Raw genomic sequence first — 24,539 nt, 5'->3', positions numbered from 1 at the left:
GCATATCCCTGCGGCCGGCTGCTTTGCTCACGCCAAACTATTCGTTTCATTTCATCGTGGACATTAAGCCTTTGAACCCGTAACCCTTGTATGCCCTCCGCAGCTCCGTAACCGACTGACCAAGCACCCACGCGCCTGCCGTGATCGAAACCAGAAAGCTGACGATTGCGACGACCTGTAGCGCCGACCATTCCAGAACGGAATGGCCGTTCCACGTCAATACGCCGATCGAGATAAGTCCAAGCACGTATGCAATACCCGTAATATGAACCATGGTCCGGCGAACCGTGCTCTTAAGCGAGGTATACTCCGTTAACCAGGCGACGATCGGTACGGCTTGAAGCGCATGGAACCCGAGACCATGCAGCCAAATGATGTTTCCTTCCAGGCCGGTGAACCGACCTTGATTGACCGAAATCCACACGCCTGCTGCAAACGAAATGACGGTGGCCGCCATGGCGTAACGAATCCCTACCACGATTTCCGGGCGCTGAACGTATGCTTTTCGGCGAAAATAATGTACTGCGAGGAATAGATAACTCAATACGAGCATCAGCGCGACAAAAGCAAAGATGTTGCCGATCGTCTTATCAAAGATCGTACCGTTATGTACGAATCTCGGGTTGACGCCGCGGAAATTTTGCACCGTTTCTGCACCGTAAGAATAAAGCACGAGGATGATGTACGTTACGCGAAAAAAAACTTTGCTCCTCTTCCCCATTGCGGCAAACGGCATAATGGCAGCCGTCGAGAGCAAAAATATGCCGAGTGCCGCATTGAAGGAGATCGCTTTCGAGACATCGCCTCGGGGAGCAACCTCCCCTCCGAACAACAACACCCAAACCGCGCATATTCCGGCAAGCAGAAAACCGAATAATCCCGTTAAATAAAGCCATTTCTCCTCCTCGAAGTGGTGGACCCATGATTTCTTTCCTGCAACCGTACGACTTCTCATCTTATTCCCGCCTGTTCTGTAATTTGTTACTTTAACTATACAGAAAGGAAAAGATATCCAAATCAGTCGCAGGACCAGAACTCCTCCGGTCCCCGGGCGGGAATTGGAACTCGACTTAAGTCTGGCTCACACGAATAATTTACATTGTTCTCCAATTTTAGCAAGACCGTCTTTTGACTGTGCTGGAACTCAGTAAGGGTTATGCTTGCGACGTACTCGGATGCTTCATCCGTGCAGGAAACGAAATAGGATCGCGCGATCTTACGAACAATACATCGCTTTCCGCATAAGGACTGCTCTCCATCCTCGTTGCATGGTCGTCGGGAGTATAGTGAAACACGATCTTTGCGGTATTCGCGCGCGATATTGTGTTCAAAATGCGTTCTAGGTTAATCTCCGTTCTGCTAATGATATCAAACATATCGATTCGTGACGGCTCCTGCTTGTAAAGGACAATGACATCCTCGCGTTCCAAATAATAAATATCGTTGTAAAATACGTTCAAACAATAATACATCAGAATGCCCAGCGTGTGCTCCGTGCCAAAAATGCGGGAAACCGGCCTTCGTGCCGACGCGAATTTGTAAATAAACCGGAGATCCTCACTGTTCTTCCCGTTTAATTTACGAATGCCTTTGTCTATAAAGGCATCGGAACTTTGCGGGGATTCAGGCGATCGGTCCATATAAAATAAAGACTCCTGCATAGCCTGAAAGCCGAATTTAGGATAATAGTCCAATACGTCGCGATTGGCGAAAAGGTATATAAAGTCGCATTGCTCCTCGTACTTCGCCAACACGATGTTCATTAAATCGGAAGATAGCCCTCTGTTCCGATAATCAGGATGCGTCATCACGGTTCCGATTTGCATCGCTTGCGGCCGGTTGCCGTCCATGATGCAATCGAGAATATTCACCGAAACGTTAGCGATCACATGACCGTTGTCTGCGTAAGAATACGGAATATAGCGTGGGCTCCAAAATCCGAGCAACTCAACCTAATTGGGTAAAAAATGGATTGACGTTGACAGAGGGCAAAGCCTTGAGGCCAATTTTTTTCAGGTAGATCAGCCGCAATTCAATTTCATCTATTACTTCACTAGAAATCTTCAAGTCACGATCGTCGAGCGAACTAGGTAAATTTTGAATAAACGGCAGTAATTCCGAAATCGGTAATCTCGTAATAGGTAAACTCTCTGGGACCAGCTCGCTTCCATTACACTCCGGGCACTTAACTTGATGTGAGAAAAAATGGATTGCCCTTAGGTTTCCCCAACTGGTCGTACCAGCATCTCGCATTTGCCGCAAATCGAAAACACATCCGCGATAAAACCCTTTCATTTGCTTATTTTTGTGAATGTATGAAACAGGTTCATTATCGTATCCGTAAAGCAAAATATCGGTAAACCGTTTATCCTGCTCGGCAAGCGGCCTCACAAAGTCAATCCCGATCATCTTTGCCAATTGTTTGATCATCTCAACAGGACCGCAATGCGTACCAGCCCATAAAAGCATGGCTCCGTGTTTAAGTGACAGTTCCGGTACGGTCATGCGGCTTGGATCGATATCGCCGAGGACAGTACCGGTCCCGTTACATGAAAAGCAAGCCCCATCTAGACTGTTTTCTGAAGAATCCGGAGATGTCCAAGACCCGTGGCCACTCTTCCCGACCATTGCATAAAGCAATCTAAGGTATTCCGACACTTCCGTAATCGTACCAATAAGGGCTCCAGGTCTTTTTGCGTTAAACTTTTTTAGGGGGAGCTTCATGCTGTCCAAATCGATAACTCCTTTCGATACTATATTTCTAGATAATCACAATAAATAAATAATTCCCTATAATTTCCTACAATCCTTTTCAATCATTCCATCCCGTTAATCAACGAAAAAGCGCCACCCAACGTCACATTGCCGCCGATGCGCAAACCCGTAAATGCGGACAAAACCAAAAGCCGCACATATGAAGCAATGTACGGCTTTTGATCCTGCAGCATTACGCTTTAGGTGACACTTAGTTAAGGCGCGTTCGGTCCTACCTCCGCCGTCGTCAACGGATGGATCGGGAACGTTGTGGCGCTTGAACGTTCGTCCGCGCCGGCATCGGGAGTCGAGCGGTTTTCCCCGTCCATATCCGTCGTCACAAACGAATACGTTCCTTTCGCATAGTTGATCGCCGGGCTCGTCGAGGACAGCTTTTGCAGCCCGCCGATCGCTGAGAACAGCGGATTTTGATACCAAATTTCGGCTGTCGTTCTGGACTTGTTCGTCACCGTGCTGCCGTAACCGATGTTTCCTTCGAACACAGTGTTGGTCGTGGCGGCTTCGTTGTACAACGTGCCGGTAGAATTTCTTACGATATTGTTCGCTACTCTGCTGTCTTGAGGCGCATACGTCTTGCCGGAACCGACGATGATGCCTGCAGCGCTGTCCACGATAGTGTTATTGACGACTTGAGCACGGTAAACTTTCCATTGCGCCTGCAGATCGGTGGAAGACGGATTTGAAGGATAGCCGCTCGAACCGCCGTCATAATCGCCGCTATCGATCAGAATCGCCTTGCCGGTCAGCTTCTCCATGTAGTTGTTGTAAATTTTGTGGTCGTTTCCGTAAATCCGGATGCCATCCTGCTCCGATTCCACGCCGTCCCCGAGAAAGAAGTTGCCGTAAAAGCTGTTGTTATGGCCGTGTCTCGAGGTTAGTCCTCCCTTGGAAGTCTTAAATGTATTATAACGGACCGTATTGCTGCCGCTTTTGACCGATACGATCTCCGGTTCGCCGTCGGTAATTCTCAAATAAATTGTATTGGATCGTATTAAAGCCGCTCGAGAGTGATACGCTGGAGAGACCGAGACGAATCGTTTCTTTGCCGTTGGATACCCACGGACCGACGTCGTGGAAATAGTTATATTCGATGACGTCGAATTGCGAAATATTGCCGTTGCCGTCTCCCTGGTAAGCTATGAGAGGCGCCGTGTCGGTCTTGTTGCCGAAATCGTTGCGGTCGATCCGATTATGGTGGCTGTTCACGCCGCTGACCTGTAGCCAGATCAGGTCGCCTCCGATAGCCGGCAGCGCAAACGTGTTGCGTGTCACCCGGATATTGTTAGAACCGTTCAGCAGAACCGCCGTTTTGCCGGTATTCGTGAACCGCAATCCTTTCCATCGAGTTAATAAAAGCGTTTTCGCAAAACAGAGTGCGCACTCTACCTCCATAGATTCACAGCCCTATTTCTTCGCAGCCGCTTCGATATCTTTGGCTGCCTGTTCCTCGCCTTTGCGGAAAGACGTATTCGCATCGTTTATACCCTGCGCCAATTCCCGGAATGCCGTTACCGCCTGTTTCTCCACCAAATCGTCATACGCCGATTTCGGGCTGATGGCAGCAGGCTTGGTCGGGTAGAACGCCTTGATGTTTTTCCCTTTCAGCTGCGGGATATCTTCGCCGAACGCTTCGATCAGCTTCGGATTGTTGACTACAGGCAGACCGGTTCCTTCTTTAGCAAACTTGAGCTGCATGTCATCCGAGGTCAAATAGGCCAATATTTCGAAGGCGACCTCCTTGTTCTTGCTCGTGCTGGACACGCTGGCGAACGTCGGGTACATCTGCGAGCCGGTGCCCGGCGCTTCCTTGAACGAAGGGAGCGGAACGGCGTCTACGTTCATGCCGGCGGTTGCCGCGCCGATCACGGTGCTGTTCAAGTATCCGTACATGGCGAGCGTCCGGTCTTTCAGGAACAGGTCGCCTTCCTTCCCCTGCTTTTCTTTCGGCAGTTCGGCCCCCGGAACGCGATAAAACCGGGTAAAGTTTTCCGCCATCTGCTTGAACTTTTCCGTCCCGATCGCCGGCTGGTTGGCTTTCACGTCGACGAACGGAAGCGACAGCTGGTTCATCCGCAGCATATGCGAGACGGAGGTCAGAAAGCCGTAATATTGTACTCCACCGTCTGTGCGGCTCAGCTTCTTCGATACGTCGTACAGCTCATCCCAGGTCATGCCTTCCTTCGGGTACGGCACGCCGAATTTATCGAACAGATCCTTGTTATACGCCAGTACCTGCGCTGTTGTAAAGATCGGGAGCGAATATATTTTGCCGCCGCCGTACTGTTTAATGAAATCCAATGTCGTCGATTCCAGACGCTTCGTATCATACGAATATTTTTTGATATAATCGCTCAGATCGGTTTGCAAATTATAGTTTTGCGTTTGCGGCACGAAGCCGATGGAAAAGATGACGATGTCCAGGTCGACCCCGGAGGTAACGACTTCGTTCACGTTCGTGCCTTGGCCGTACGGAATGAACTTCGGCGTGACGAACGGGAACTTTTCCTTAATTTTTTTGCCCATCAAATCCATAAACTGGTCTTCGGTTGTGGCGGTATTCGGCCGGTAAAACGCAATTTCCACCGGCTTGCGGTTTGCGTTTGCTTCGTTTACTTTCGCTGCATCTCCCGGCTTGGAACTGTCCCCGCCTCCACCGCCGCACGCGGACGTGATCAATAATGCGCCGATGGCGGAGGAACACAGCGCCCGGTTTATTTTTTTCATTGAGTTTGGCCCCTTTTTTCGATATTGGTTAAGCGATATCCTTAACCTTTAATCGCGCCAATCAGCGCGCCTTTCACGAAATATTTTTGCAAGAACGGATAGACGAGCAGAATAGGTACTGTAGCCACGATGATCGTCGCATATTTCAACGTAACCGACAGCATCGCCGCATCCGTATCGGAAGCGCCGACCGCCATCGTGCTCGCTTCGCCTTGCAGCAATATTTCCCGCAGTATGAGCTGAAGCGGATACATCGACCGGTCCTGCAAAAAGATCAGCGCATGAAACCACGAATTCCAGTGGCTTACGCCGTAGTACAGCAGCATAACGGCGATGACAGGCATCGATAAAGGCAAGACGATCCGGAACAGGATGACAAAATCGTTCGCACCGTCCATTTTGGCCGATTCCTCCAACGCATCGGGAATCGATTCGAACGCCGTTTTCATCAAAATCAGGTTAAACGTGTTGATCGCTTGCGGGATGATCAGCGCCCACAGCGTATTGGCCAGGCCGACACCCTTGACGACAAGATAAAACGGAATCAGTCCGCCGCTGAAAAACATCGTAAACACAATAAATAACATAATCTGCTTGCGGTACTTCAACCCTTTTCGGGAAAGCGCATACGCTCCGAGCGAGGTCAGCAAAATATTAAAAACAAGGCCGACCACTACAACAAAGAACGTGTTCGCATAGCCTTTAAGAATCATCGGATTGGCAAAGACGCTGGCATAAGCATCGAGCGAAAATCCGAGGGGCTTCCACAGCAATCCGCTGAACGCCATCAGTTGTCCTGCATCGCTAATGGAAGCAAAGGCTACGTAGATGAGCGGGTAAATCGTCACCATCATAAGCAAGGTCAGTAAAAGCATGTTGCCGAGGTCAAAGCATCTTTCCGATAAAGTCGGCCGGTTCATCCAGGCTCCCCCTTTCCTACCATAGACTCGTATCGTTCAATTTGCGGCTTAACCAATTGGAGCAAAAAAGCAGCGTGAAATTGACGGCAGAGTTAAATAAGCCGACGGCGGAGCTGAAGCTGTAGTTAAAGTCCTGCAAGCCGACCCGGTATACATAGGACGAGACGACATCAGCCGTTTCATACGTGCCCGGATTGTACAGCAAAATGATTTTTTCGAAGCCTACGTTCATCATTCGTCCGATTTCAAGAATGAGCAGAATGACAATCGTCGGCATAATGCCGGGAACAGTGACGTGTACCATTTGCTTCCATCTTCCGGCGCCGTCGATGCGGGCGGCTTCGTACTGCTCCGGATCGATTCCGGTCAAAGCCGCCAAGTAAATGATCGTTCCCCAGCCGATATGCTGCCAAATGCCGGACGAAACATAGACGGAACGGAACAATCCCGGTTCAAGCAAAAAGGTGGACCGTTCGCCTCCAAAAAACGCGATCACATCGTTAATGACGCCTTCGCTGGACGTAAAGTCTTTCACAATGCCGCAAATAACGACGAGCGATATGAAATGCGGCATGTAGGTAACCGTTTGCACCGTGCGCTTGAAGACGGCGTTCTTCACTTCATTGAGCAATAATGCTAGAGCGATCGGCGCCGGAAACCCGAATATCAGTTCGTATAAGCTGATCATGATCGTATTTTTGATCGTTCGCCAAAAATACGCGCCCGTGAAAAACGTTTCGAAATGCTCGAAGCCTACCCACTCGCTTCCCCAAATGCCGAGGCGAGGGGAAAAGTCCTTGAAAGCAATCATTGCCCCGTACATCGGTGCATAGTGAAATACGACGTAATACAGCAATACCGGTAACAGCATCACATACAGCAGCTTGTTCTTGCGAATGTCGAGCACGATTCCCCATGTCGTCCGCTTCTTTTCTATTCGTGCAAAAGTCCGTTGTTGATCGATCGCGGCCATCGTCGTTTCCACTCCATCCTCCCGTCGTTTGTGGCGGGGAACGCCTGTCCGAGTCAGCACGTCCCCCTAGACGGTTATGTTATTATCTCTTGTTATAACGGTCGTAAGCGTCCTGATAAATTTTCGTCACTTTGTCGCTGCCCATTTCCTTAATGCGCTTCGCATACTCGTCGAATTTCTCGATCGGCTCTTTGCCCATGACGAATTTCACGAACATCTCTTCTTTATAGCTTGCGATGGCCGTATTGATCTTCGCCACTTCCTTGCTCTCTTCGACCGTCGGCGTAATAAACAGCGGCAGGACGTGCCTCGCGGCATCGGTTTGCTCCCAAATTTTAATCGCTTCATCCTGTTCCGGGAACGTGTTGAAATTTTTTCTCGGATCGCCAAGGAACGGACCGTTCGGCTTCGTGTACTGGGAAACCATTTGCTGCAAGTTGTACTTCGGATCTTTTGTTATTTTATCCGTAAACGTCGGGGTGCCGTTTTTCATTGCGTAGCTTTCCCCTTCGACTCCGAAATTGAACAGCAAGCTGCCTTTTTCGCTGTAGGCGTAATCAAGCCACTTCACGGCAAGCTCCGGATTTTTGGCTGCAGTGGTCACCGCTTTGCTGGCAGCCGGGTTGTATTTGAAATCGCGCTGTCCGATAAACGCGCGCTCTCCTTTTTTCAAAGTCGGATACGGTGCGGCGACCAACTGGTATTTCGGATCTTTCTTCTTGCCCGCCTCCATCCAGCGACCCATCCCGCCGCTTAGGAGGCCGACCGTAGCACCCGAAGCGTCGCTCATCATTTTGTTGTCGAGCGCCTTGGAGTCGGTGTTGAGCGCAAAGTCTTTGTCGATCAACCCTTCCGCATACCATTTGCGGAGCAATGCGAGTGCTTCCTTAAATTGCGGATCGATCGGGCCGTATTTGACTTTGCCTTGATCGTCGATATAGTAACGGTTCGCCGTGCGGAAAGCTCCGATAAACGCATCCTGAATGTTCAGTTCGTTGCTGTACTGCGCCGTAAACGGAGCGCTCGCACCTTTTTTCTCTTTGAATGCTTTGAGTACCGTGTACCATTCGTCGATCGTCGTCGGGACCGGCAGCTTCAACTCGTCCAGCCAGTCCTTGCGGATCATCGGCCCGCGAAATACGAGCCCGTTGTCCGGACGAATCATCGGGAACACGTAATATTTGCCGCTGTCCGTTTTCAGCATTTTGTCCAATTCTTTGTCCTGCTGCAATATTTTTTTCAAATTCGGAGCCTGCTTGTCGATCAAATCGTTGAGCGGCAGGATGACTTTATCGGCCATCGCTTTCTCGGGCCCGCCCGGATATGCGTTGTTCCAATCGTATTCGATCACGTCCGTTAAATTGTTCGACCCGATCAGCAGGTTGAACTGCTCCTTCGATTGCCCGTCGGCCGGGTGTGCGTATTTCACCTTCACGCCGGTTTCTTTCTCGAGCTGCTTGCCGAACGGCGAGTCGGCCAAATTCGGCACGAACGTCGTTAAGTTCGTGTTGATTTGCTCCCAAGACGTTATCGTCTCCTGCGTGTTGACAGGATACTTCCCCGCCTCGGATAACGGCGTCGCCGACGACTTCGGCGCATTGCCGGCCGTATTGTCTTTGGAGCATGCGGCGAGCAAGCCGGTTGAAGCCAAAACGACGGAAACCGCGATACTGATCGTCTTCTTCTTGGAATGGTTCCCCATGGATTCGAATCCCCCTCTTTCAAATGGCACACCATGCTGCTCGTGTACCTTACCGTTATTATGTAACGAAATGATGCCGGTTCGAAATCATCAAAACCGGAAATCGATCTGTAAAATCGAAAGTGATCGTCTTCAAAATCGGCATTCGGCCTGCAAAAACGGGAAAAGCCGCTCATGGCGGCTTCCTTCGGCTGTATACCTAGGGCTAGACGATTTCTTTGAATTTGCCCGGCGTGATCCCCTCATACTTTTTGAAGATCCGGTTAAACGTGTTGATGTCGGCATAACCTACGCGCCTCGCAATTTCGGCGATCGGCATCGTTTGCCCGGTCAGCAGTTTCTTGGCTTCTTCCAGCCGCGTCTTATTGATGAATTCCAGCAACGCTTCACCCGTATGTGCTTTGAATTGTTTGGACACGTAGGAAGGCGTCAATCCGAATGCTTCGCCGATCATCGTAATGTTCAAATTTTCCGAGCTGTAATGCTGCTTCACGTAGGCGATCACCTGCTCACTGAGCTGGCTCTGGCCTTGGCTGCGATCTTCGAGAATCGACCGGCATACTTGATCCAATACTTCGCCGATTTGGTTCTTCATATCCTTGATCGTCTCACAGCCGATGAGCCGATCGACCGGATTCACGCGGTTGATGAATTCCCGCTTATTACCCGTGCCGATTTCATCCATCGTTTTCAGCAGCGTGCCGATCAGATCGAACATGAGGCACTTGGCCAGCGGGACGGATACGGAAGCGGACGACACATTCACCTCGATAATATCGTCGATCATCGCTTTGGATTTTTCATAATCGCCCGTTTTCACAAAATTGATCAACTGCTGCTCCACATGCAATGGGTAGTAATAACCGGCAGAGCCGCCTCCCGACTCCGAGCTTGGCAGTTCATCGTACCGGATAATTTCCCCGCTTCCCATGACAAGACGGTACTCCAGTGCCGCAATCGCCTCCTGATATGCGCGGGAGATCCCTTCCAGCTCTTGATGAATGCCGCTGATCGCCGCCGTCAGACGGATGTGGTAATGGTCGAGCAAAAACCGTTTCACCTGTTCCGCGATGCGATCCAGATCGGAGGCTTTATGCGTTTCGTCGAAATTAACGATGCATGCCAGCATACCGTCCAGTTCGGCTGCGAAAGCTTGATGCTGAAGTCCGGCGACTTCTTCCGCAACGTTCATCATGATGAAATGCGCCAGCTTCTCTTTTTGCGGCTGCGCGTCACCGGACGACGCGAATTTGCCGTAATGATCGATATGGAACAACAGCACGGCAAAATAGGGCGAAGCGAGCCGGATGTTGTGAGCCGCTAGCGATTCGTGCACGGGGACGTTTTGTTCCAGACGCCCCTTTAACAAGCCCTGCAAAAAATGCGACCGGATCGCGTTGCGATGCCGTTCGAGCCGTTGACCGATCTTTTCCTTCTCGGCAAACGTATTGTTCAATGCTTCCTGCAAATAACCGTATTCGTTCGATCCTTCCTCAAAGGAGATGCCTGATTTTGTCGACAGGCTGCGGATAAGCACGCTGATCGGGTTGTAGTTTTTTTTCAGAAACAGATAAGTCACGAGTCCGCCGATTAATAGACTTAAACCGATGCTCATATAAATGAGGTTTTTCACGTATTTCATTTTTTCATCGAACAGCTCGGCGGGAATCATCGATACATATTTCCACCCGGTACTGTCCGACGTCGTGTAGGAGACGGCCGCCTTCTCACCGGAAACATCGCCGTATAAAAGCCCGTTTTTGCCAGGCAGCCTGTTGTGCGCCAAAAAATCGGGTCGCTCTTCGAATCCGGTGGAAGCAACCATGCGATTATGCTGGTCGAGTACAGCCACCGTAGCGTCATTGGGCGTTCTGATGTTTTCGAGCAGCTTCGAATCTTTAATGATAAATAAGATGACGGCGCCCGGAAGATCGGGATTGTCGAGAATTACGGATTTTGCGAACATGACAGCTTTGACCGGCGGTCCGTCTTCCTGCGTTGTGATCGGCACGTATTCCTGAATGTACCGTTTGCCAAAAAACGCTTTCCACTCCTCGAGACTTTGGTCATCCTTGGCGCCGATCGTCTCGAATAAGGTGCGGCTGTCGATATGTTCGCGCGTCGATAAGACGGTATCGCTGTTTTTGTAATAAACGTAGATTTGCTCGATGTAGTCGTTGGCCATCTTGTACACCCGCAAATCGTTGGCGATGTTGACCAGGTCATAATAATCGTTATCCGTGAGCGGCTTATTGACGTTAATAAAACCGCCGAGCCGTTTGCTCAGGGCCATTTCCATGCTTAACCGCTCGATCCCCCCGAGGTTGCTGTCAATCGCCTGCTCCATCTTTTGGAGAACCGATTCGTTGGCGCGGTTCACTTCCGACTCTACGACGTGCCAGGTTGCTGCATATATAATGCCGCTGATCATAATCGGGACGAGCAGTACGGAGATATAGGAGATGAGCCAGTTGACGATGACGCTGCGCTTGTAAAATCGGATCCGTTGGAGCTTCACAGTCGTTAACCTCCGTATCCCTTCGGTGTAAGTGCTTTCTTCTTATTATACACAAAAGGAAAATGAGGCAAAGCGCTTTTCTTTCGCTGTAAAATGAGAAAGCAGACCGCCGAGGCCGCCTGCTCCGATAAACCTCTACCTATTGTTGTTTTTATCCTTCCAAAATACCAGAATCAGGAAAAATACGACCAGAAGCGCAAGCGCAACGATGACATATTTGCTGAAAATGAGGATTCCGAAAAATAAAGCGCCGTATATGATTTGCCTTACCATACCTCACCCGCTTTCTTTAGCGCAAGGATGTACGTAATCGGACCATTTAGAATGAACCAGGAACGCAGCAATTCTACTTCGCCTGCACCAACTGCACATCGAGATCAAACGCAACTTCCTTGAACGTCTTTTGCAAGTCGGCCGGCGATTCGATCGACGACAGCTTTTTCAAAAAGACAGGCGAACTTTGTCAAATGGCTCACACTCCTAGGATGTACGAATGAAATTCTACACTTCATTACGTATCGAACATCACATCGTTCCAATTTTTTACATTTATTTCGAGCAAATGAATCTCTCGTTTTCAAAAGAAAAAGCCATCGGCAAGGCGCCGATGACTTCGATAGGTTCATGTTCTATAACGGCTGTCGGGAATTCTCGTTGTTTCGTAGCGCTAGGCTAAAGCTTGTTCCAATATCCGCCGATTTCGCAACATCCAGGCCGCGGCTCGGATTCTCCATGCAAGCCCCCATTGCGGGCCGATACTCTCCATTGTAATGCCCGCTTCAACCGCTTCTTCGGCAGCCTCGCGTACAGCGACCTCAATGATGCGGTCCAGCAGCAGCAGCCGTTCCTTCGCAGCCAGTCCGTACGCATCGACGAGCAGACGCACTTGCTTCGCACGGATAGCCGCTGGCGGCAATCCAACCTTCTCCGCCACGTCATCATCGTGAAGCTGAGGGAAGAGCCAGCATACCCTCGCAAGCTCGGCCATCGGGTCGACCGGGCCGGCAAACTCCCAATCGATGAGCGCGACCGGCATTCCGTCCCGCGTTACCATGTTCCACGGCGCAATGTCGCCATGACTGACGATGCGGGACGTTCCGCCCAGCTCGCGTAAAAACCAGGGCTGCCACACGGCGCCGTCAGCCGGAACATATGAAGCAGCGGTATCGTGAAGCCTGCGCAGCATGCGCCCTACTTCCATGAGCGCCTCATCGCTCCACGGTCCGGGGTGGACGAATTCCCCTTCCACATAGCTGAGCATCTCACGTCCGTCTTCATTCATGCCGGAACCGACGACGTCCGGTAGATGGGAGAAGCCGTCACGCTTCAGACTCTTTAGCAAATCATGCACATTCGGCGTCCAAGGACCGGACGGGCGAAGCACGACATTCCCTTCACGGCTCACGGATTTATCAGCGGATAGTACCTCCTGCTCAGACACTACCTGTTCGTTAGTATTGCTCGGATCGTTTACGCCATTCGTTTCCACTGTTCTCGTATACCCCTTTTCGCAGCAGAGGAATCACGCAGGTTTGTCGGGTTATTTATGCGCTGTCCCCTTCCATATGATACCCGAAAAAGATTACATTACTTGTCATAGACAACGCCCCCTGATCAAATATGCAATAGTTTATCATAATTCACCCCGAGTCCGTAGGGGAAAAATCGTTATAACGATACATTGCTCCTATATTGCTCCTACATCTTCAAGAAGCAAGTAGCGAGCGCGCGTTCCTGCGTCGAGAGCCGCTATCGAACCAGCAGCTTTTTGAACATGACCCTGTTACCGCCGCGACCGTCATAGTTAAGGCACACCGGAACACCTTCCAGTTCCTGCTCTTGCGGTTCAATGCTAAACCCAAGCTTGGTATGAAACGCGATCGAATCTTTCTTTCGCGGCACGGTGACGCATCGTATCGTCGTCCGACCCGACGCTGCGGCGCGGTCAAAAAAATTCCCGTACAATGCCCGCCCAACCCCTTGTCCCCGAGCCACCGGATCAACCATCACAATGCGAATATACGCCTCGTCCGGTACCGTCTGCGACAAGAACCCCATAAGAAATCCAATCATGTCCCCGCCTTGTTCAGCCACCAGACATGTTTCCCGAAAATGATGAATGTACCAGCTCGAAAACATATCGCTCGCATAGGTGCTCCCCCACCAGTCGGGTGCCGCCGATATGATCGCTCCGCAATCTTCCGGTTCCATATGCCGTATGATCAACCTAATTCCCCCTGCCGATAATTTTATAATGATTTTTTTCGCAAAATAATCCTTATCTTCTTTACCATTAATCATACTTTACGCATATACATGTAGTGAAGCTAAATAAAGTTTGGAGGTGCTTTATGAAGACAAGATGCCTCTTAACAGCTCTGTTCGGTCTCTGGTTCATGGTTGCGCCTTGGACGGTCGGTTTCGCTGATCATCCCGTCGCGCTCTGGGTGAGCGAAGGATGCGGCGCCGTGCAAGTCATTTGTTCGCTGTGGGCGTTTTATAAACGCGCGGGAGATTCGTTGCCGAATCTGCTGATCTTGCTTACAGGCTTTATCTTTGCCATTATGCCTTTTACCTTTCTGCCTGTTTCCAAAGGGCTATATGTTACCGTATTCGGAATGCTGACCATCGTCTTCAGCTTTCGAAATCTGGGGTCCAAATAACTTAAAACGGACTTGCCCCGTAAAGGACAAGTCCGTTGAGCTTGTTGAGAAAGTGTTCCATTGAAGTAATAAATAGTACGAGGGGGTGGGGTATCCGCTTCCGGTCGCTGTTGTCTGCAGGAAATCTTGAATCGGAGCCGCTTAAAAGCGGTCATCTCCCGCAGACAAAGGCGAACGCTGTCACTCCTCCAACGGATACCCCACCTCCGTATTTATCTATATTCTTTTTAGTAACACTTTTTCAACACTCTGAGCGGACTTGCCGCGTATAAGACAAGTCCGTTTTTGCCGTTTCACTAAAGCAAAGCTGTAACCGGCCTTATTTCTTGAACAGGATCGGTTCGGTCACGACGCGGTTCTTCACATATTTATCCATAAACGCCCATGCTTCCTCGCTAGCCTGAGCGGCTTCTTCTCCCTTAAAGCCGTGGCCCTGGCCGGGGACGATTTTAAAATCAACGACCGGTGCGCCCGCGTCCTCCAGCTGCTTGGCAAACTTCTCGCTATTCGAAAACGGTATCGTCGTATCCGCATCCCCGTGCCGTATCCAAAACGGAGGCGTACTTGGGGATGCATACGTCCCGGGCATAGCCAATCTCGCTAAGTCAGGGACGGAAAGCGCCGACTTATTGCCGAGCAGCGCCGTGAGCGATTTATATTTATCGGCCTCCGGGGTTGTAAAATCTGCCGGTCCGTACCAATCGGCTACCGCTTGCACTTGATCCGAGTATTGCTGCCAGCCGCTGGAGCCTCCCAGATCGATATCCTTCACTTTCTTGCCGTTGTCCAGCGTCACTTCGGCGTCCGGGGTCAAATCGCCGGTCGTTCCAAGCAGCGAAGCCAGGTGGCCGCCCGCCGACACGCCCCACACTCCGATTCGGCTCGGATCGAGATGATACTGCTTGGCGTGAGCCCTCAAATAGCGGATCTCCAGCTTCACATCTTGAATTTGCGCCGGGAACGCAGCTTCCGGCGTAAGACGGTATTCCAGAGATACGCCGATGTAACCTCTCTTGGTCACATACCCGCTGATCGAACGGAGCGCATCTTTCCTGTTGCCGTGGTTCCACCCTCCGCCGTGAATATACACCATAACGGGCAGCGGACTTTCAGGCGGAGTGTCCGGAATGGCGATCGAAGTGTACAACTTCCGGCTTCCTGCCATTCCGATCTCCACATCTTCGAAAAGCTTCACCCCTTTTGGGGCGACAGACACTGCCGGTTGCGCGAGGACAGGCGCCTCACCAGGGAGTCCCCTGGCCTCGGACAGCGCCGGCGCAAACGCAGGCTCTGCACTCAATTGCTCTTTTTCACGAGGACTACATCCCGTCACGTTTAAAACGGCTGCAAGCATCACGAACATTCCCATCGATACGATGACTCCTTTTGTTCGAATAAAATAGTGCACGGTCGTCCCACCTACATATTGACTCGTATCTGACTCATTAATAACTATATACAACGGGATACGTATCGTCAATCGATATTATTTAAGCGTTTGCAAAAAGAGTATGAAAGGATTTCGCAGCCCTGTTTTTCTCCCTACTCGACAAATAAAAAAGCCGGCTTCACAGGCATCATCGCCCATACAGCCGGCTTTCGTAAAGTAATCGTCATTCGACCGCCGCGAGCAGCAATACTACGGAAACGACAGACAGCAGCCAAGTCACCCGCCCCGGCAAAGGCCGGTTGCGATGACTCCGATACCATCCTCCGAACTGCAGCTTGTTGCGGTACAACATAAACACGATCAGTAGGTTGGCGAAGATTACGGTGCTTACGCTCCCTTCGTTCCATTTGGCGCCAAACAGCGAAAGAAGCAGCAGCTCCGCGCTATGGAGTAACGGCAAACCTATGATGAGGATGAGCAGTATACGGAGCCACTCCGCCACCATCGAGCTGATTCCTTTCATTCGCCTTCACTCCTGTTACAGTATCGCCAACCGAGAAAACAGGCATCATGTTGCCGGACGATCAAATGTATGCACTTTGACCCAGTGGCGGCCGCCGTCGGAAGTGGTATATATAACGGGCGGCTGCTCATGATCGTTGCTGATCAGCCATCCATGCTCGGCATCGCTGATCGCAAGCAGTGCGCCGCCGTAGCCCGGCAGCTGTTCCTTGCCGTTGTTCCACGTTTTTCCGCCGTCCGTTGTCCATCCGACCGTGTTTGGATTATCGCAGGCCGGGCAATAGCCTCCCATGAAAGCAACCTTCGGACTAACGACATATAGCGCCCCCGGTTTTGAACCATCGTTCTTGTGCCCGCTGTTTTCGTTTAACGAGAAGCCTGGCGCCGGTCCGGCGCCCGCCGTAGAATTCGCGATGACCGTCGTCCAATTCGCCCCGCCGTCCGACGTATGGAATAACGAATAGGACGTTTGCGACATTCCCGATCCGCCGATCCATTCCACCCACGCGTCATCTTGGCCAGCGGAGCGAATAACCGCTCCGGTGAGCGAGTCCGCCGATTCTCTCGACATCACCGTTTTCCACGTCGTACCGCCATCGACAGTACGCTGTACCGCGATTTTATTGTTGTCCCCGGTCACGACCCAGCCGTTTTTGCGATCATGAAAATATGCGTCGCCCACCATGTGGTCCGGCACCATTAACGTAATCCAGCTTTTTCCTCCGTCGGACGAGTACGCATTCGCGGCAAACGCCTCTTGCGACGAAACAAAATGAAGAAATCCGCCACCCGGCACCGTTCCGGCATCAGACCACTGCGTTCCGCCATCCTTGGTATGGAGCAGGCGGCGTTCCTTCGCATCAGTTGAAACCGGTCCCAGCACCGCCCAAGCCTCTTGTCCGTTCAAAGCAAACAACTGCTCCACCGTCTGCTTACCTTCATATTGCACTTTCCATTGTTTCCCGCCGTCATCCGTTCGTGCGATCCATCCGCTTCCGCCAATCCAGCCGGACTTCGGATCGATGAGACGGACCGAAGCAATATTGCTCATGACAACCTTATGATCGGACGGATTCGATGGATTCGTTGAACCGCTCGGGCCGTTTTCTTTCGGCGGCACATTATTATTGGCACTGCCCGACGGGACGGGAGCTTCGACCTGTGAACCGGACGATCCTGGACTCGCACCTGCGTTGGGACCCGTGATCCCCGCATTGTCCGGGGCAGAATTACTTCCGCAGCCCGCCGCCGCGGCTAAGGCCAACGTAAGGAGCACAACCCCGGTAATCTTCTTCAGCTTCTTCATCCGCTCTCACTCCTCTAGTTGTTATATATACGAAGACGATGCAGCGAAACAATAAGTTGCAGAAGAACGTCTGATTGTACCCCGTAGCAATTAAATAAGCGGCTGCCGGCGCCCCGCACTTGAGGCAAGAACCAACGCTGCTTATGCATCTCCTGGAGGCTACGTGAATTCAACGGACAGGCGCCGGCTCTGCTGCGTTAGCGATTACCCGCATTTCCCTGTCCTAGAAGAACTCCTCGCTTGTGAACTGTCTAACGCTCCGTTGCGTTACCCGGATACCGGCGGGAGAGCGATTTCGGGATGCTTTTGCAGCAATGCGTTAAGCATTCGAAGCTGCGGGAAAGGCTCCAGCCGAAGATGCCTCGGGATGTCTTCTTTGATGACGGCCTGTCCGCCGGACTCCATAAACTGCTCTAGCGTCGGCGGGCTCCCAACCATTGCCGCAATATCGCCCGGGCTCAACAGCAGCAGCGCTTTGGCTTCCGTGGAAGGGACGGGCTTATCTTCCGAACAGGCCAAGTAAATGGGAGTCAACTGGCGGCTTGTCTGGCGCATACCGACCAGAATCGGTACAACGTCGTCAGACGGCCAGTCCCCTAACGTTAGTTCGGGCTCGGAGGATGCCTCGTACCAATAAGTGGCTGGCGGTTTGATCGGGAACACCCGGACAGCCGCTTCCTCGAACGCTTCGCGCGCGGCGCACTGCCATCCGGTTTCGCCATGCTCTCTGTGTCCTCCGATGCGGACAACGCCAAGCGTCGTCCCTGCTTTCGTCGGACCGACCTGAAACGGAAACAGACCGCGGCATTGAATGAACACACCCGCGGTTACAATCGAATCGCTTGAAATCATGACACCGTCCCCTTTCATTGTTCGACAGCCGTCGAGCGCCGAAACAGCGCAAACAATCAAGCACTCATTTTTTTGCCGGAACCGAAACGATCGGCTTTCATACTGATGATGACGATGCATACGGAGCAAACGATCGCAATCCATCCATTGTAATAAAATACACTGCGCATGCCGAACGCCTCGCTGGCGAATCCGCCGACAAAGCTGCCGATGATCCGCGCAATCCCCAAGCTAAGCAGGCCGTTCAGCGTTTGACCGCTGGCCTTCAGCTCCTTCGGAACTTCCCGGTTAATATACATCGCCATGGTGACGGAGAGCACAATGAAGATCAGCCCGTGAAGCGCTTGAGCAGGAAGCACCCATGCCGGTTGATCGGTAAGAGAGAAAAGGAACCAGCGGAGCGCGGAGGCGATGCTGGATACAAGCAAAATATGCGTCATCCGAAATCGCCGGAAAATCCGGTTTGCAAAAAGCAAAAAAGGAATTTCGCTCAGAGAGGAGATAACCATGGACCAGCCGAGCAGTACGTTGTCTCCCCCTATTTCGCGAAAGTAAACGGGAAAGAACGAGTAGTAATAGCCGAGCGTAATTTGCAAGATCAAATTGATGCCCATATACGTCATCAGCTTGCGGTTTTTAAATAAAACCGACAATTGCATTTTACTGCCCCCGGACTGGTAACCGGAAATCGCCGGAAAACGGGTAAGCAGCAGCAGCGAGACAAACATCACCGCCGCGTAGACGGGAAACAAGTAATGGATGTTATATTTGGCGATAAAACCGAAGGTTACGGACATCGCTGCGAATCCGAACGTTCCGCCCATACGAATCGGGCCGAACGACCATTTCTTATGCTTCTCCAGTTCTTCCAGCGTGATGGCATCGCTAATGGCGAATACCGACGTCTGGAAGAAGGTAAACAAGCAAACCATGAGCAGCAAGTAGTAAAACATATGGGAGAGAGGGAACAACAAGATGGCCGCTCCGCTTCCGATAAGCAGCAACGCCAGTATGGAGTTTTTGGTCTTCGCCCGGTCTGAGACAGCCCCCCATACCGGCTGCGCCAGCACCGCGACCAGCGGCCCCAAGCTCAGCAGCGTCCCGATTTGTGCGGGCGAAGCGCCGATCGATTGGAAATAGACGGGAATATAGGTGCCATAAACGGCGTTTCCCATATAAACGACTGCATAGAACAACAGAAAATACATCATAGCCGGTATCCGCTCTTTCGTTTTAGTATCGTCCGTCCGAATACGAAGCCTATTATCTCACCAGCCCCCTTGAAAGACAACAAGTTTCCAATCGTCGCCAAAAAAAAACAAACCGGCTGCCATGGGCAGCCGGCTTGTTCATGGCGATTCGCGTCATTCGCCGGGATCGCTTGGTTCATTCGGTTCGTCCAGATCGCCGGTCGAAGCCGGGACCGAGAAGCGGACATTGTATCTGACCGAATTGGACGGATTTTTCTTCTCGCGAATAATGATTATCGATGTTCCGTAGACAGTGGACGCATCGACCACCTCCGCGTCATGCCTCATATCGTGCGGTCTCACGGACGGTACGCTCGTAGCACCGGCCGGCAATTGTACATTGTAATCAAACACTTCCGGCGTGAAACCATCCAGCTCTTTGTTGTTTATTTTGATTCCTTTGAGCAACGGAAGGTTTTTCGGCAGCATCGGTACATTCAACATCCCACCGCCCACCGGAGTTTGTGCGATGTTTTGCAGTGCCTGCGGTCCAAGCCGATCCTGCAGCTGCTGCAAATAGAGACTTCTTGGACCTACATGGCTGCCAAGATGCTCCCAATACGCGTCGTTCCGCGGCCGTTTGTCGTCCGCATTCGGCAAATACGGCTTTTTCTTGGCGCCTACATGACCGATCGCATAGTTCTGCGCCGTGATCGGCTGCTGGGAGACCAAATCCCCTTCCGTATTCCAGGTGACGTAGTTGGCGCCCGACCAACCGTGGCCGCTGCCGAGCAGTCCGCGGTCTTGAATGGCGATATCGGCCGATACATTATCGTACAATCCGCCGACGGACCAGCGGTGATGCGGCTCGCTCGTTGCGAATTCGTTCACCGATTGACTGTCGAGGAACACGTTCGGCCCTTGCACGCGGCTGTCTACGACAAACGCATGTCTCGCCGTTTCGGCATAGTTCCGCTGCATCAGCGTGAGCTCGCCGCTCATCTTGTACGGGTACCGGTTGCCACCCGTAATGACGCTGACCATATCGAGCGATTTGTTATCCTGCACCGTGACCCATTTGGAGCCGCGGCTGACATGCGCCAGAGCATGATTCAAATGCAGCCCGGTTATTTCGCGCATCCATGCGTTCTTCACGTTGGTGAAAATAGCGAAGCTGACGGCATGATTTTCGTCGGAGTAATATGTTTTCCCGGCATTCGTAGCCGTTACGCTCGGATCGAACGCAGAGTCGACGCGAAGATTTTCCACTCCGATCTGTTCAATGCGATCCGGGTCCTCGTATTGGATCACTTCGCCTCCGCCCCACCGGCGTTCTATCGAGTTCGCCAGCGGCGCATCGATGGTGATTTGGTTCCTGTTCTGGTCTACCGCTGTAATGACGCGGTCGAAGTCCAGATTGAACGGTGTCCATTGTACAGTACCGTCTCTTTCAAAAATCGTATCCATATGAATTTCATGAATCCATCTGGAATTGCCGTAACGGCGCACTTTCACTTTGTCGCCTGCCTTGAATTTACTTGCATCGTCCACATTGAACGATTTCGCGCCGGATGGAACGAACAAATCCGCAATCTTCGTTGCATTGTCCGTCAGCAGCCTAGGTGCTTTTCCCTGAATCTCGAGAATATTTCGTTTCGCTGTGCCAGTCGCGTACAAGATCGTACCGTCTTCGCCCTGGCCTTCGCCGCGAAGCACGACGCCGCTGGCACGGATATATAACGTTCCGGCCACGCGATATGTCCCTTTTTTCAATAACACGGCGCCTCGAAATCCTTCAGCCGACAGAGGCATCTGCGACACTTGATCGATTGCCGCTTGAATGCGTGCCGTATCATCGGCTTCTCCCGCCATAGGCTCGAGTGCGATTCTCGCTTGCACATCGGGAAGCTTCACGCCGCCGCCCATATACCCTACATTAGAAAAATCGATAATGCGATTGCCCCGGTAATCCGGGACGTACATCATTTTCCCGTCCGGTCCGGTATACGCGATTTTGCTTTCGTCCGGGCCGACGTCAGCCGGATTTTGCGCAGTGAAATACAGCGTATCGTACACCGGCTTTTTGCCCGCGAACTGGAACTGCAAACGAATTTCATACGATCCGTACTTTTGTACGGTTCCGGAGAACGCAAGCGTCTTATTCGTCCCTGCAAGCAGCGGAGATGCAGGCAGCGACTGAATCACTTGCCCGTCCGAAGCCGATACGAGAGAAGCGGTCGCCGTACCGTCGGCATAAGGCTGGAGACGAACTGACGGATACACTTCCCCAATATTCAGCAGCGCCGGCTGGCCGATATCTCTTGCCATCAAAGCATGATCCAGCCCAACATCGACGAGCAGCGTGCCCGGATCATACACGTCCACCCAGACGCTCGATTCTTTCGTCACTTTATCCATCGTCGCCTTGCCGGTGATTTTAACGGCACCCTCACTGACGGCGGTTACATTTCCGCCGGCATCAACGGCGGCGACATCCGCTTTCGCGCTTGCCCAGCTTACGTTTGCGGCGGACAAGTCCGCAGCCTTACCGTCCGTCATCGTTCCGCCGATGGTAAACCGGTAAGACGTTCCTTTGCTCAAAGTCGTCGTGTCGTATTCGCCCAGCTTGCGCCCCTGCACATCCGTTATGTAAACGCTGTCAAGAACGGCCGGAGGCGGGGTCCAATTCGTGCTGTATATCCCGATTTCATTTAATTGAAAATTCACATTGGCCAGTGTCACGAGCAATCTGACATAGCGGGTGTCCACGGCCGGGAAGTTTACCTTCTCCACTTTACCGGAGATCGATCCGGTCACATTTTTCACTATTGCATCGTGCCAAACCGTTTGGTCGGTTGAAGTTTGAATCGCATAGCTGCTGACGCTTCCCGTTCGGAAGTCAAGCTTCACCTCATCGACGGCGTAGGAAGCGCCCAAGTCTACGGCAATCCACACGGTGCCGTCTGCCCTGTCTGCGGCCAGCGGCTGCCAGAAGGTCGCCGTATTGCCGTCGACGGCTTCCGCTGCTCGTCCGCAGGAGCAATCGGAGCTTTTCGTTACTTTCTGGTTCAATGCCAGGTTCGCCAGTTCATCCGCCGCATGTACGGGCAGAACGCCTCCCGGCATCGCCGGCAGCAGTACGGACAGAAGCAGCATGGAAGCCATCCAGCGGCTGATCGTTTTTTTCAATGAAAACAAACCGTTCTCCACCTTTCGGTATCATTGGTTTACATCGTGCTTAAACGCCTTCCCCCTTCCATACGTAGTCGAAGCGAGTACCATTTTAGTATATAATTTCCACAGCTTGTCTTACATAGCGGATTCTCGCACGAATTTGCCGAAAAGTCATCTGCATCTAAAAAAACAGCAGGGGCTTGGCATTACCGGAAGCCCCCGCTCGGATCCATTACCCGGGTTATGGGCACCGGAAACGGAAAATATCGATAATGATTCCTATCGGGATACGGATCGTAATAAAGGTGCGGCCGATTCCGCTGAAAATCCGCAGACGAACCGTATTCGGTCCGACACTAAGCAAACATCCCGTAAAAGTACCAAACAATGTGCGAACGATAACAACCTTGCCTACTAACATTCTGGCCAATCTTCTTATCCTTCGTTGCGTATTCGCGTGCACTCTTCTTGTAGTTGTCATGCCCAGTTCTTTAGACATATTCCAGCTCCTCGTCAGGTTTTGGTTCAAAGCTCGCACTTGAGCATCTACCCACAACAATGTATGGATCACATCCGTCCGAGAAAACGGCTGGTGCCTACTTTCGCAAACAATAACGCCAAAAAAGATACGGCATCGTCCCTTTTAACTGTATTTAATTCAGTGACAGTACTCATATGGAAAAAGGCGACCCGCCGGACAAATTTACGGAAAACGATCGCCTCAGCATATTTTTTTCTATCCGTATGTCAAAAAAAGAACCAACCGCTTAACCTCAAGCGATTGGTTCCGTATGGATTACAGTTTATTAAACGTGTCGGTCAAAACAGGCACAATTTGCGACTTGCGCGAAACGACGCCCTTCAGAACGGCCGTGTTGTTCTCCAGCTTCACGTTGTACGCCTTCTCGACGGCATGAGCCGAGCGGCCAAGGGCCAATCCGACGGAGTCATTGTTCAAAATATCCGTTACAACGAAAAGGAATAAGTCCAGACCTTTTTCCGAAATGATGGCGTTCAGCGCATCTTCCAATTCCGCTTGACGCGCAAGCACGTCATTCGTATCCACCGCGTTGACCTGCGCGATTTCCACTTTGGCGCTACCCATCTGGAATTCTTTGGCGTCGAGGCTGATCAGCTCTTTGATCGTCTTGTCGCTCAAGTCGGCGCCGGCTTTCAGCATTTCAAGACCGTAAGATTCGGCGTTCACCCCGGCGATTTCCGCCAATTCGCGTGCCGCAGCCACATCTTCACTCGTGCATGTAGGCGATTTGAACAGCAGCGTATCGGAAATAATCGCGGATAACATTAAGCCGGCGATTTGTTTGGGGACGGCCACGCCGTTTTCCTTGTACAGCTTGTTCAAGATCGTCGCTGTGCAGCCTACGGGCTCGGCACGGTAATACAGCGGTCCGCTCGTTTCGAAGTTCGCGATACGGTGATGGTCGATCACTTCCGCTACACGTACTTGATCGATGTCGGATACGCTTTGCTGGCGTTCGTTGTGGTCAACCAGAATGACGCTCTTAACTTCGCCTGCGACCGATTCAACAAGACGCGGCGCTTCAGCCTGGAACTGGTTGAGCGCAAATTGCGTTTCTCCGTTAACGCCGCCCAGACGCACCGGCTCAGCATTTACGCCTATGCTTGTCTTCAAGTGAGCGTAAGCAATGGCAGAACAAATCGTATCCGTGTCCGGATTTTTGTGTCCAAAAATAAGTACTTTTTCCATCATCATGCTCCTATTCGTCTTTTGTGAGAAAATTATAACCTAGTCCTTATATACAATCAAGATTATACCTCAAAATAAGAATTATTCCTATGCATTTAATA

The 24,539-nt window shown here is 51.6% G+C and carries 18 protein-coding genes and 1 pseudogene; 1 reads left to right on the top strand and 18 read right to left on the bottom strand.

Going from position 1 to position 24,539, the window contains the following annotated elements:
• Positions 1-46: 46 nt before the first annotated feature.
• From ACFQI7_RS09730 to ACFQI7_RS09680, 11 genes and pseudogenes are all read right to left on the bottom strand, one after another.
• The gene (locus ACFQI7_RS09730; protein ID WP_230415023.1) at positions 47-955 is read right to left on the bottom strand and encodes a hypothetical protein; all 909 of its coding nucleotides are present in this window, start codon (positions 953-955) and stop codon (positions 47-49) included.
• Positions 956-1,154: 199 nt separating this feature from the next.
• Positions 1,155-1,946, bottom strand: coding sequence for a GNAT family N-acetyltransferase (locus ACFQI7_RS09725; protein ID WP_268966829.1), 792 nt, complete (start codon positions 1,944-1,946; stop codon positions 1,155-1,157).
• Position 1,947: 1 nt separating this feature from the next.
• On the bottom strand, positions 1,948-2,724 hold the full coding sequence (locus tag ACFQI7_RS09720; protein ID WP_230415039.1) for a hypothetical protein: 777 nt from the start codon (positions 2,722-2,724) through the stop codon (positions 1,948-1,950).
• Positions 2,725-2,969: 245 nt separating this feature from the next.
• Positions 2,970-4,167, bottom strand: a pseudogene (locus ACFQI7_RS09715) (polysaccharide lyase 6 family protein).
• Between the two features lie 12 nt (positions 4,168-4,179).
• Positions 4,180-5,499, bottom strand: coding sequence for an ABC transporter substrate-binding protein (locus ACFQI7_RS09710; RefSeq protein ID WP_218099564.1), 1,320 nt, complete (start codon positions 5,497-5,499; stop codon positions 4,180-4,182).
• 41 nt (positions 5,500-5,540) lie between these two features.
• Positions 5,541-6,419 carry a carbohydrate ABC transporter permease gene (locus ACFQI7_RS09705; RefSeq protein WP_218099563.1) on the bottom strand — a complete coding sequence of 293 codons (879 nt, stop codon included), beginning with the start codon at positions 6,417-6,419 and terminating at the stop codon, positions 5,541-5,543.
• Positions 6,420-6,435: 16 nt separating this feature from the next.
• Positions 6,436-7,392 (bottom strand): ABC transporter permease, encoded by a 957-nt coding sequence (locus ACFQI7_RS09700; protein ID WP_218099656.1) that lies wholly within the window; start codon positions 7,390-7,392, stop codon positions 6,436-6,438.
• A gap of 82 nt (positions 7,393-7,474) precedes the next feature.
• The gene (locus tag ACFQI7_RS09695; RefSeq protein ID WP_218099562.1) at positions 7,475-9,094 is read right to left on the bottom strand and encodes an extracellular solute-binding protein; all 1,620 of its coding nucleotides are present in this window, start codon (positions 9,092-9,094) and stop codon (positions 7,475-7,477) included.
• Positions 9,095-9,299: 205 nt separating this feature from the next.
• Positions 9,300-11,612, bottom strand: a complete 2,313-nt coding sequence (locus tag ACFQI7_RS09690) for a helix-turn-helix domain-containing protein (RefSeq protein WP_230415021.1) — start codon at positions 11,610-11,612, stop codon at positions 9,300-9,302.
• A 667-nt stretch (positions 11,613-12,279) separates the two neighbouring features.
• Positions 12,280-13,101: an aminoglycoside phosphotransferase family protein gene (locus ACFQI7_RS09685; RefSeq protein ID WP_230415019.1), complete on the bottom strand. Its 822-nt coding sequence runs from the start codon at positions 13,099-13,101 to the stop codon at positions 12,280-12,282.
• A 260-nt stretch (positions 13,102-13,361) separates the two neighbouring features.
• Entirely contained in the window at positions 13,362-13,838 is a 477-nt protein-coding gene (locus tag ACFQI7_RS09680; RefSeq protein ID WP_218099561.1) for a GNAT family N-acetyltransferase, read from the bottom strand.
• 125 nt (positions 13,839-13,963) lie between these two features.
• On the opposite strand from ACFQI7_RS09680, the gene ACFQI7_RS09675 reads away from it, so the two are divergent.
• Complete coding sequence (locus ACFQI7_RS09675; RefSeq protein ID WP_218099560.1) at positions 13,964-14,275, top strand: SPW repeat protein; 312 nt, start codon at positions 13,964-13,966, stop codon at positions 14,273-14,275.
• 319 nt (positions 14,276-14,594) lie between these two features.
• On the opposite strand, the gene ACFQI7_RS09670 is transcribed toward ACFQI7_RS09675, so the two are convergent.
• From ACFQI7_RS09670 to ACFQI7_RS09640, 7 genes are all read right to left on the bottom strand, one after another.
• Complete coding sequence (locus ACFQI7_RS09670; RefSeq protein ID WP_218099559.1) at positions 14,595-15,644, bottom strand: alpha/beta hydrolase; 1,050 nt, start codon at positions 15,642-15,644, stop codon at positions 14,595-14,597.
• 244 nt (positions 15,645-15,888) lie between these two features.
• On the bottom strand, positions 15,889-16,188 hold the full coding sequence (locus tag ACFQI7_RS09665) for a hypothetical protein (RefSeq protein ID WP_218099558.1): 300 nt from the start codon (positions 16,186-16,188) through the stop codon (positions 15,889-15,891).
• 45 nt (positions 16,189-16,233) lie between these two features.
• Positions 16,234-17,493 (bottom strand): WD40/YVTN/BNR-like repeat-containing protein, encoded by a 1,260-nt coding sequence (locus ACFQI7_RS09660; RefSeq protein WP_230415017.1) that lies wholly within the window; start codon positions 17,491-17,493, stop codon positions 16,234-16,236.
• A 267-nt stretch (positions 17,494-17,760) separates the two neighbouring features.
• On the bottom strand, positions 17,761-18,345 hold the full coding sequence (locus tag ACFQI7_RS09655) for an NUDIX domain-containing protein (protein WP_218099557.1): 585 nt from the start codon (positions 18,343-18,345) through the stop codon (positions 17,761-17,763).
• Between the two features lie 56 nt (positions 18,346-18,401).
• Positions 18,402-19,556: an MFS transporter gene (locus tag ACFQI7_RS09650; protein ID WP_218099556.1), complete on the bottom strand. Its 1,155-nt coding sequence runs from the start codon at positions 19,554-19,556 to the stop codon at positions 18,402-18,404.
• A 153-nt stretch (positions 19,557-19,709) separates the two neighbouring features.
• Entirely contained in the window at positions 19,710-22,733 is a 3,024-nt protein-coding gene (locus tag ACFQI7_RS09645; RefSeq protein WP_218099555.1) for a discoidin domain-containing protein, read from the bottom strand.
• A 772-nt stretch (positions 22,734-23,505) separates the two neighbouring features.
• The gene (locus ACFQI7_RS09640; RefSeq protein WP_218099554.1) at positions 23,506-24,438 is read right to left on the bottom strand and encodes a manganese-dependent inorganic pyrophosphatase; all 933 of its coding nucleotides are present in this window, start codon (positions 24,436-24,438) and stop codon (positions 23,506-23,508) included.
• Positions 24,439-24,539: the final 101 nt, after the last annotated feature.

It is taken from the genome of Paenibacillus allorhizosphaerae (assembly GCF_042659105.1).
Classification (GTDB): domain Bacteria; phylum Bacillota; class Bacilli; order Paenibacillales; family NBRC-103111; genus Paenibacillus_G; species Paenibacillus_G allorhizosphaerae.
The sequence above is the reverse complement of the archived record's forward strand: the minus strand, read 5'-3'. Positions and strand labels throughout refer to the sequence as shown.

Coding starts and splice junctions, on each gene's coding strand:
- ACFQI7_RS09720 (WP_230415039.1), bottom strand. CDS start 2,724: ATGAAGCTCCCCCTAAAAAAGTTTAACGCAAAAAGACCTGGAGCCCTT.
- ACFQI7_RS09640 (WP_218099554.1), bottom strand. CDS start 24,438: ATGGAAAAAGTACTTATTTTTGGACACAAAAATCCGGACACGGATACG.
- ACFQI7_RS09695 (WP_218099562.1), bottom strand. CDS start 9,094: ATGGGGAACCATTCCAAGAAGAAGACGATCAGTATCGCGGTTTCCGTC.
- ACFQI7_RS09650 (WP_218099556.1), bottom strand. CDS start 19,556: ATGATGTATTTTCTGTTGTTCTATGCAGTCGTTTATATGGGAAACGCC.
- ACFQI7_RS09705 (WP_218099563.1), bottom strand. CDS start 6,419: ATGAACCGGCCGACTTTATCGGAAAGATGCTTTGACCTCGGCAACATG.
- ACFQI7_RS09675 (WP_218099560.1), top strand. CDS start 13,964: ATGAAGACAAGATGCCTCTTAACAGCTCTGTTCGGTCTCTGGTTCATG.
- ACFQI7_RS09710 (WP_218099564.1), bottom strand. CDS start 5,499: ATGAAAAAAATAAACCGGGCGCTGTGTTCCTCCGCCATCGGCGCATTA.
- ACFQI7_RS09655 (WP_218099557.1), bottom strand. CDS start 18,345: ATGATTTCAAGCGATTCGATTGTAACCGCGGGTGTGTTCATTCAATGC.
- ACFQI7_RS09660 (WP_230415017.1), bottom strand. CDS start 17,493: ATGAAGAAGCTGAAGAAGATTACCGGGGTTGTGCTCCTTACGTTGGCC.
- ACFQI7_RS09665 (WP_218099558.1), bottom strand. CDS start 16,188: ATGAAAGGAATCAGCTCGATGGTGGCGGAGTGGCTCCGTATACTGCTC.
- ACFQI7_RS09670 (WP_218099559.1), bottom strand. CDS start 15,644: ATGGGAATGTTCGTGATGCTTGCAGCCGTTTTAAACGTGACGGGATGT.
- ACFQI7_RS09730 (WP_230415023.1), bottom strand. CDS start 955: ATGAGAAGTCGTACGGTTGCAGGAAAGAAATCATGGGTCCACCACTTC.
- ACFQI7_RS09700 (WP_218099656.1), bottom strand. CDS start 7,392: ATGGCCGCGATCGATCAACAACGGACTTTTGCACGAATAGAAAAGAAG.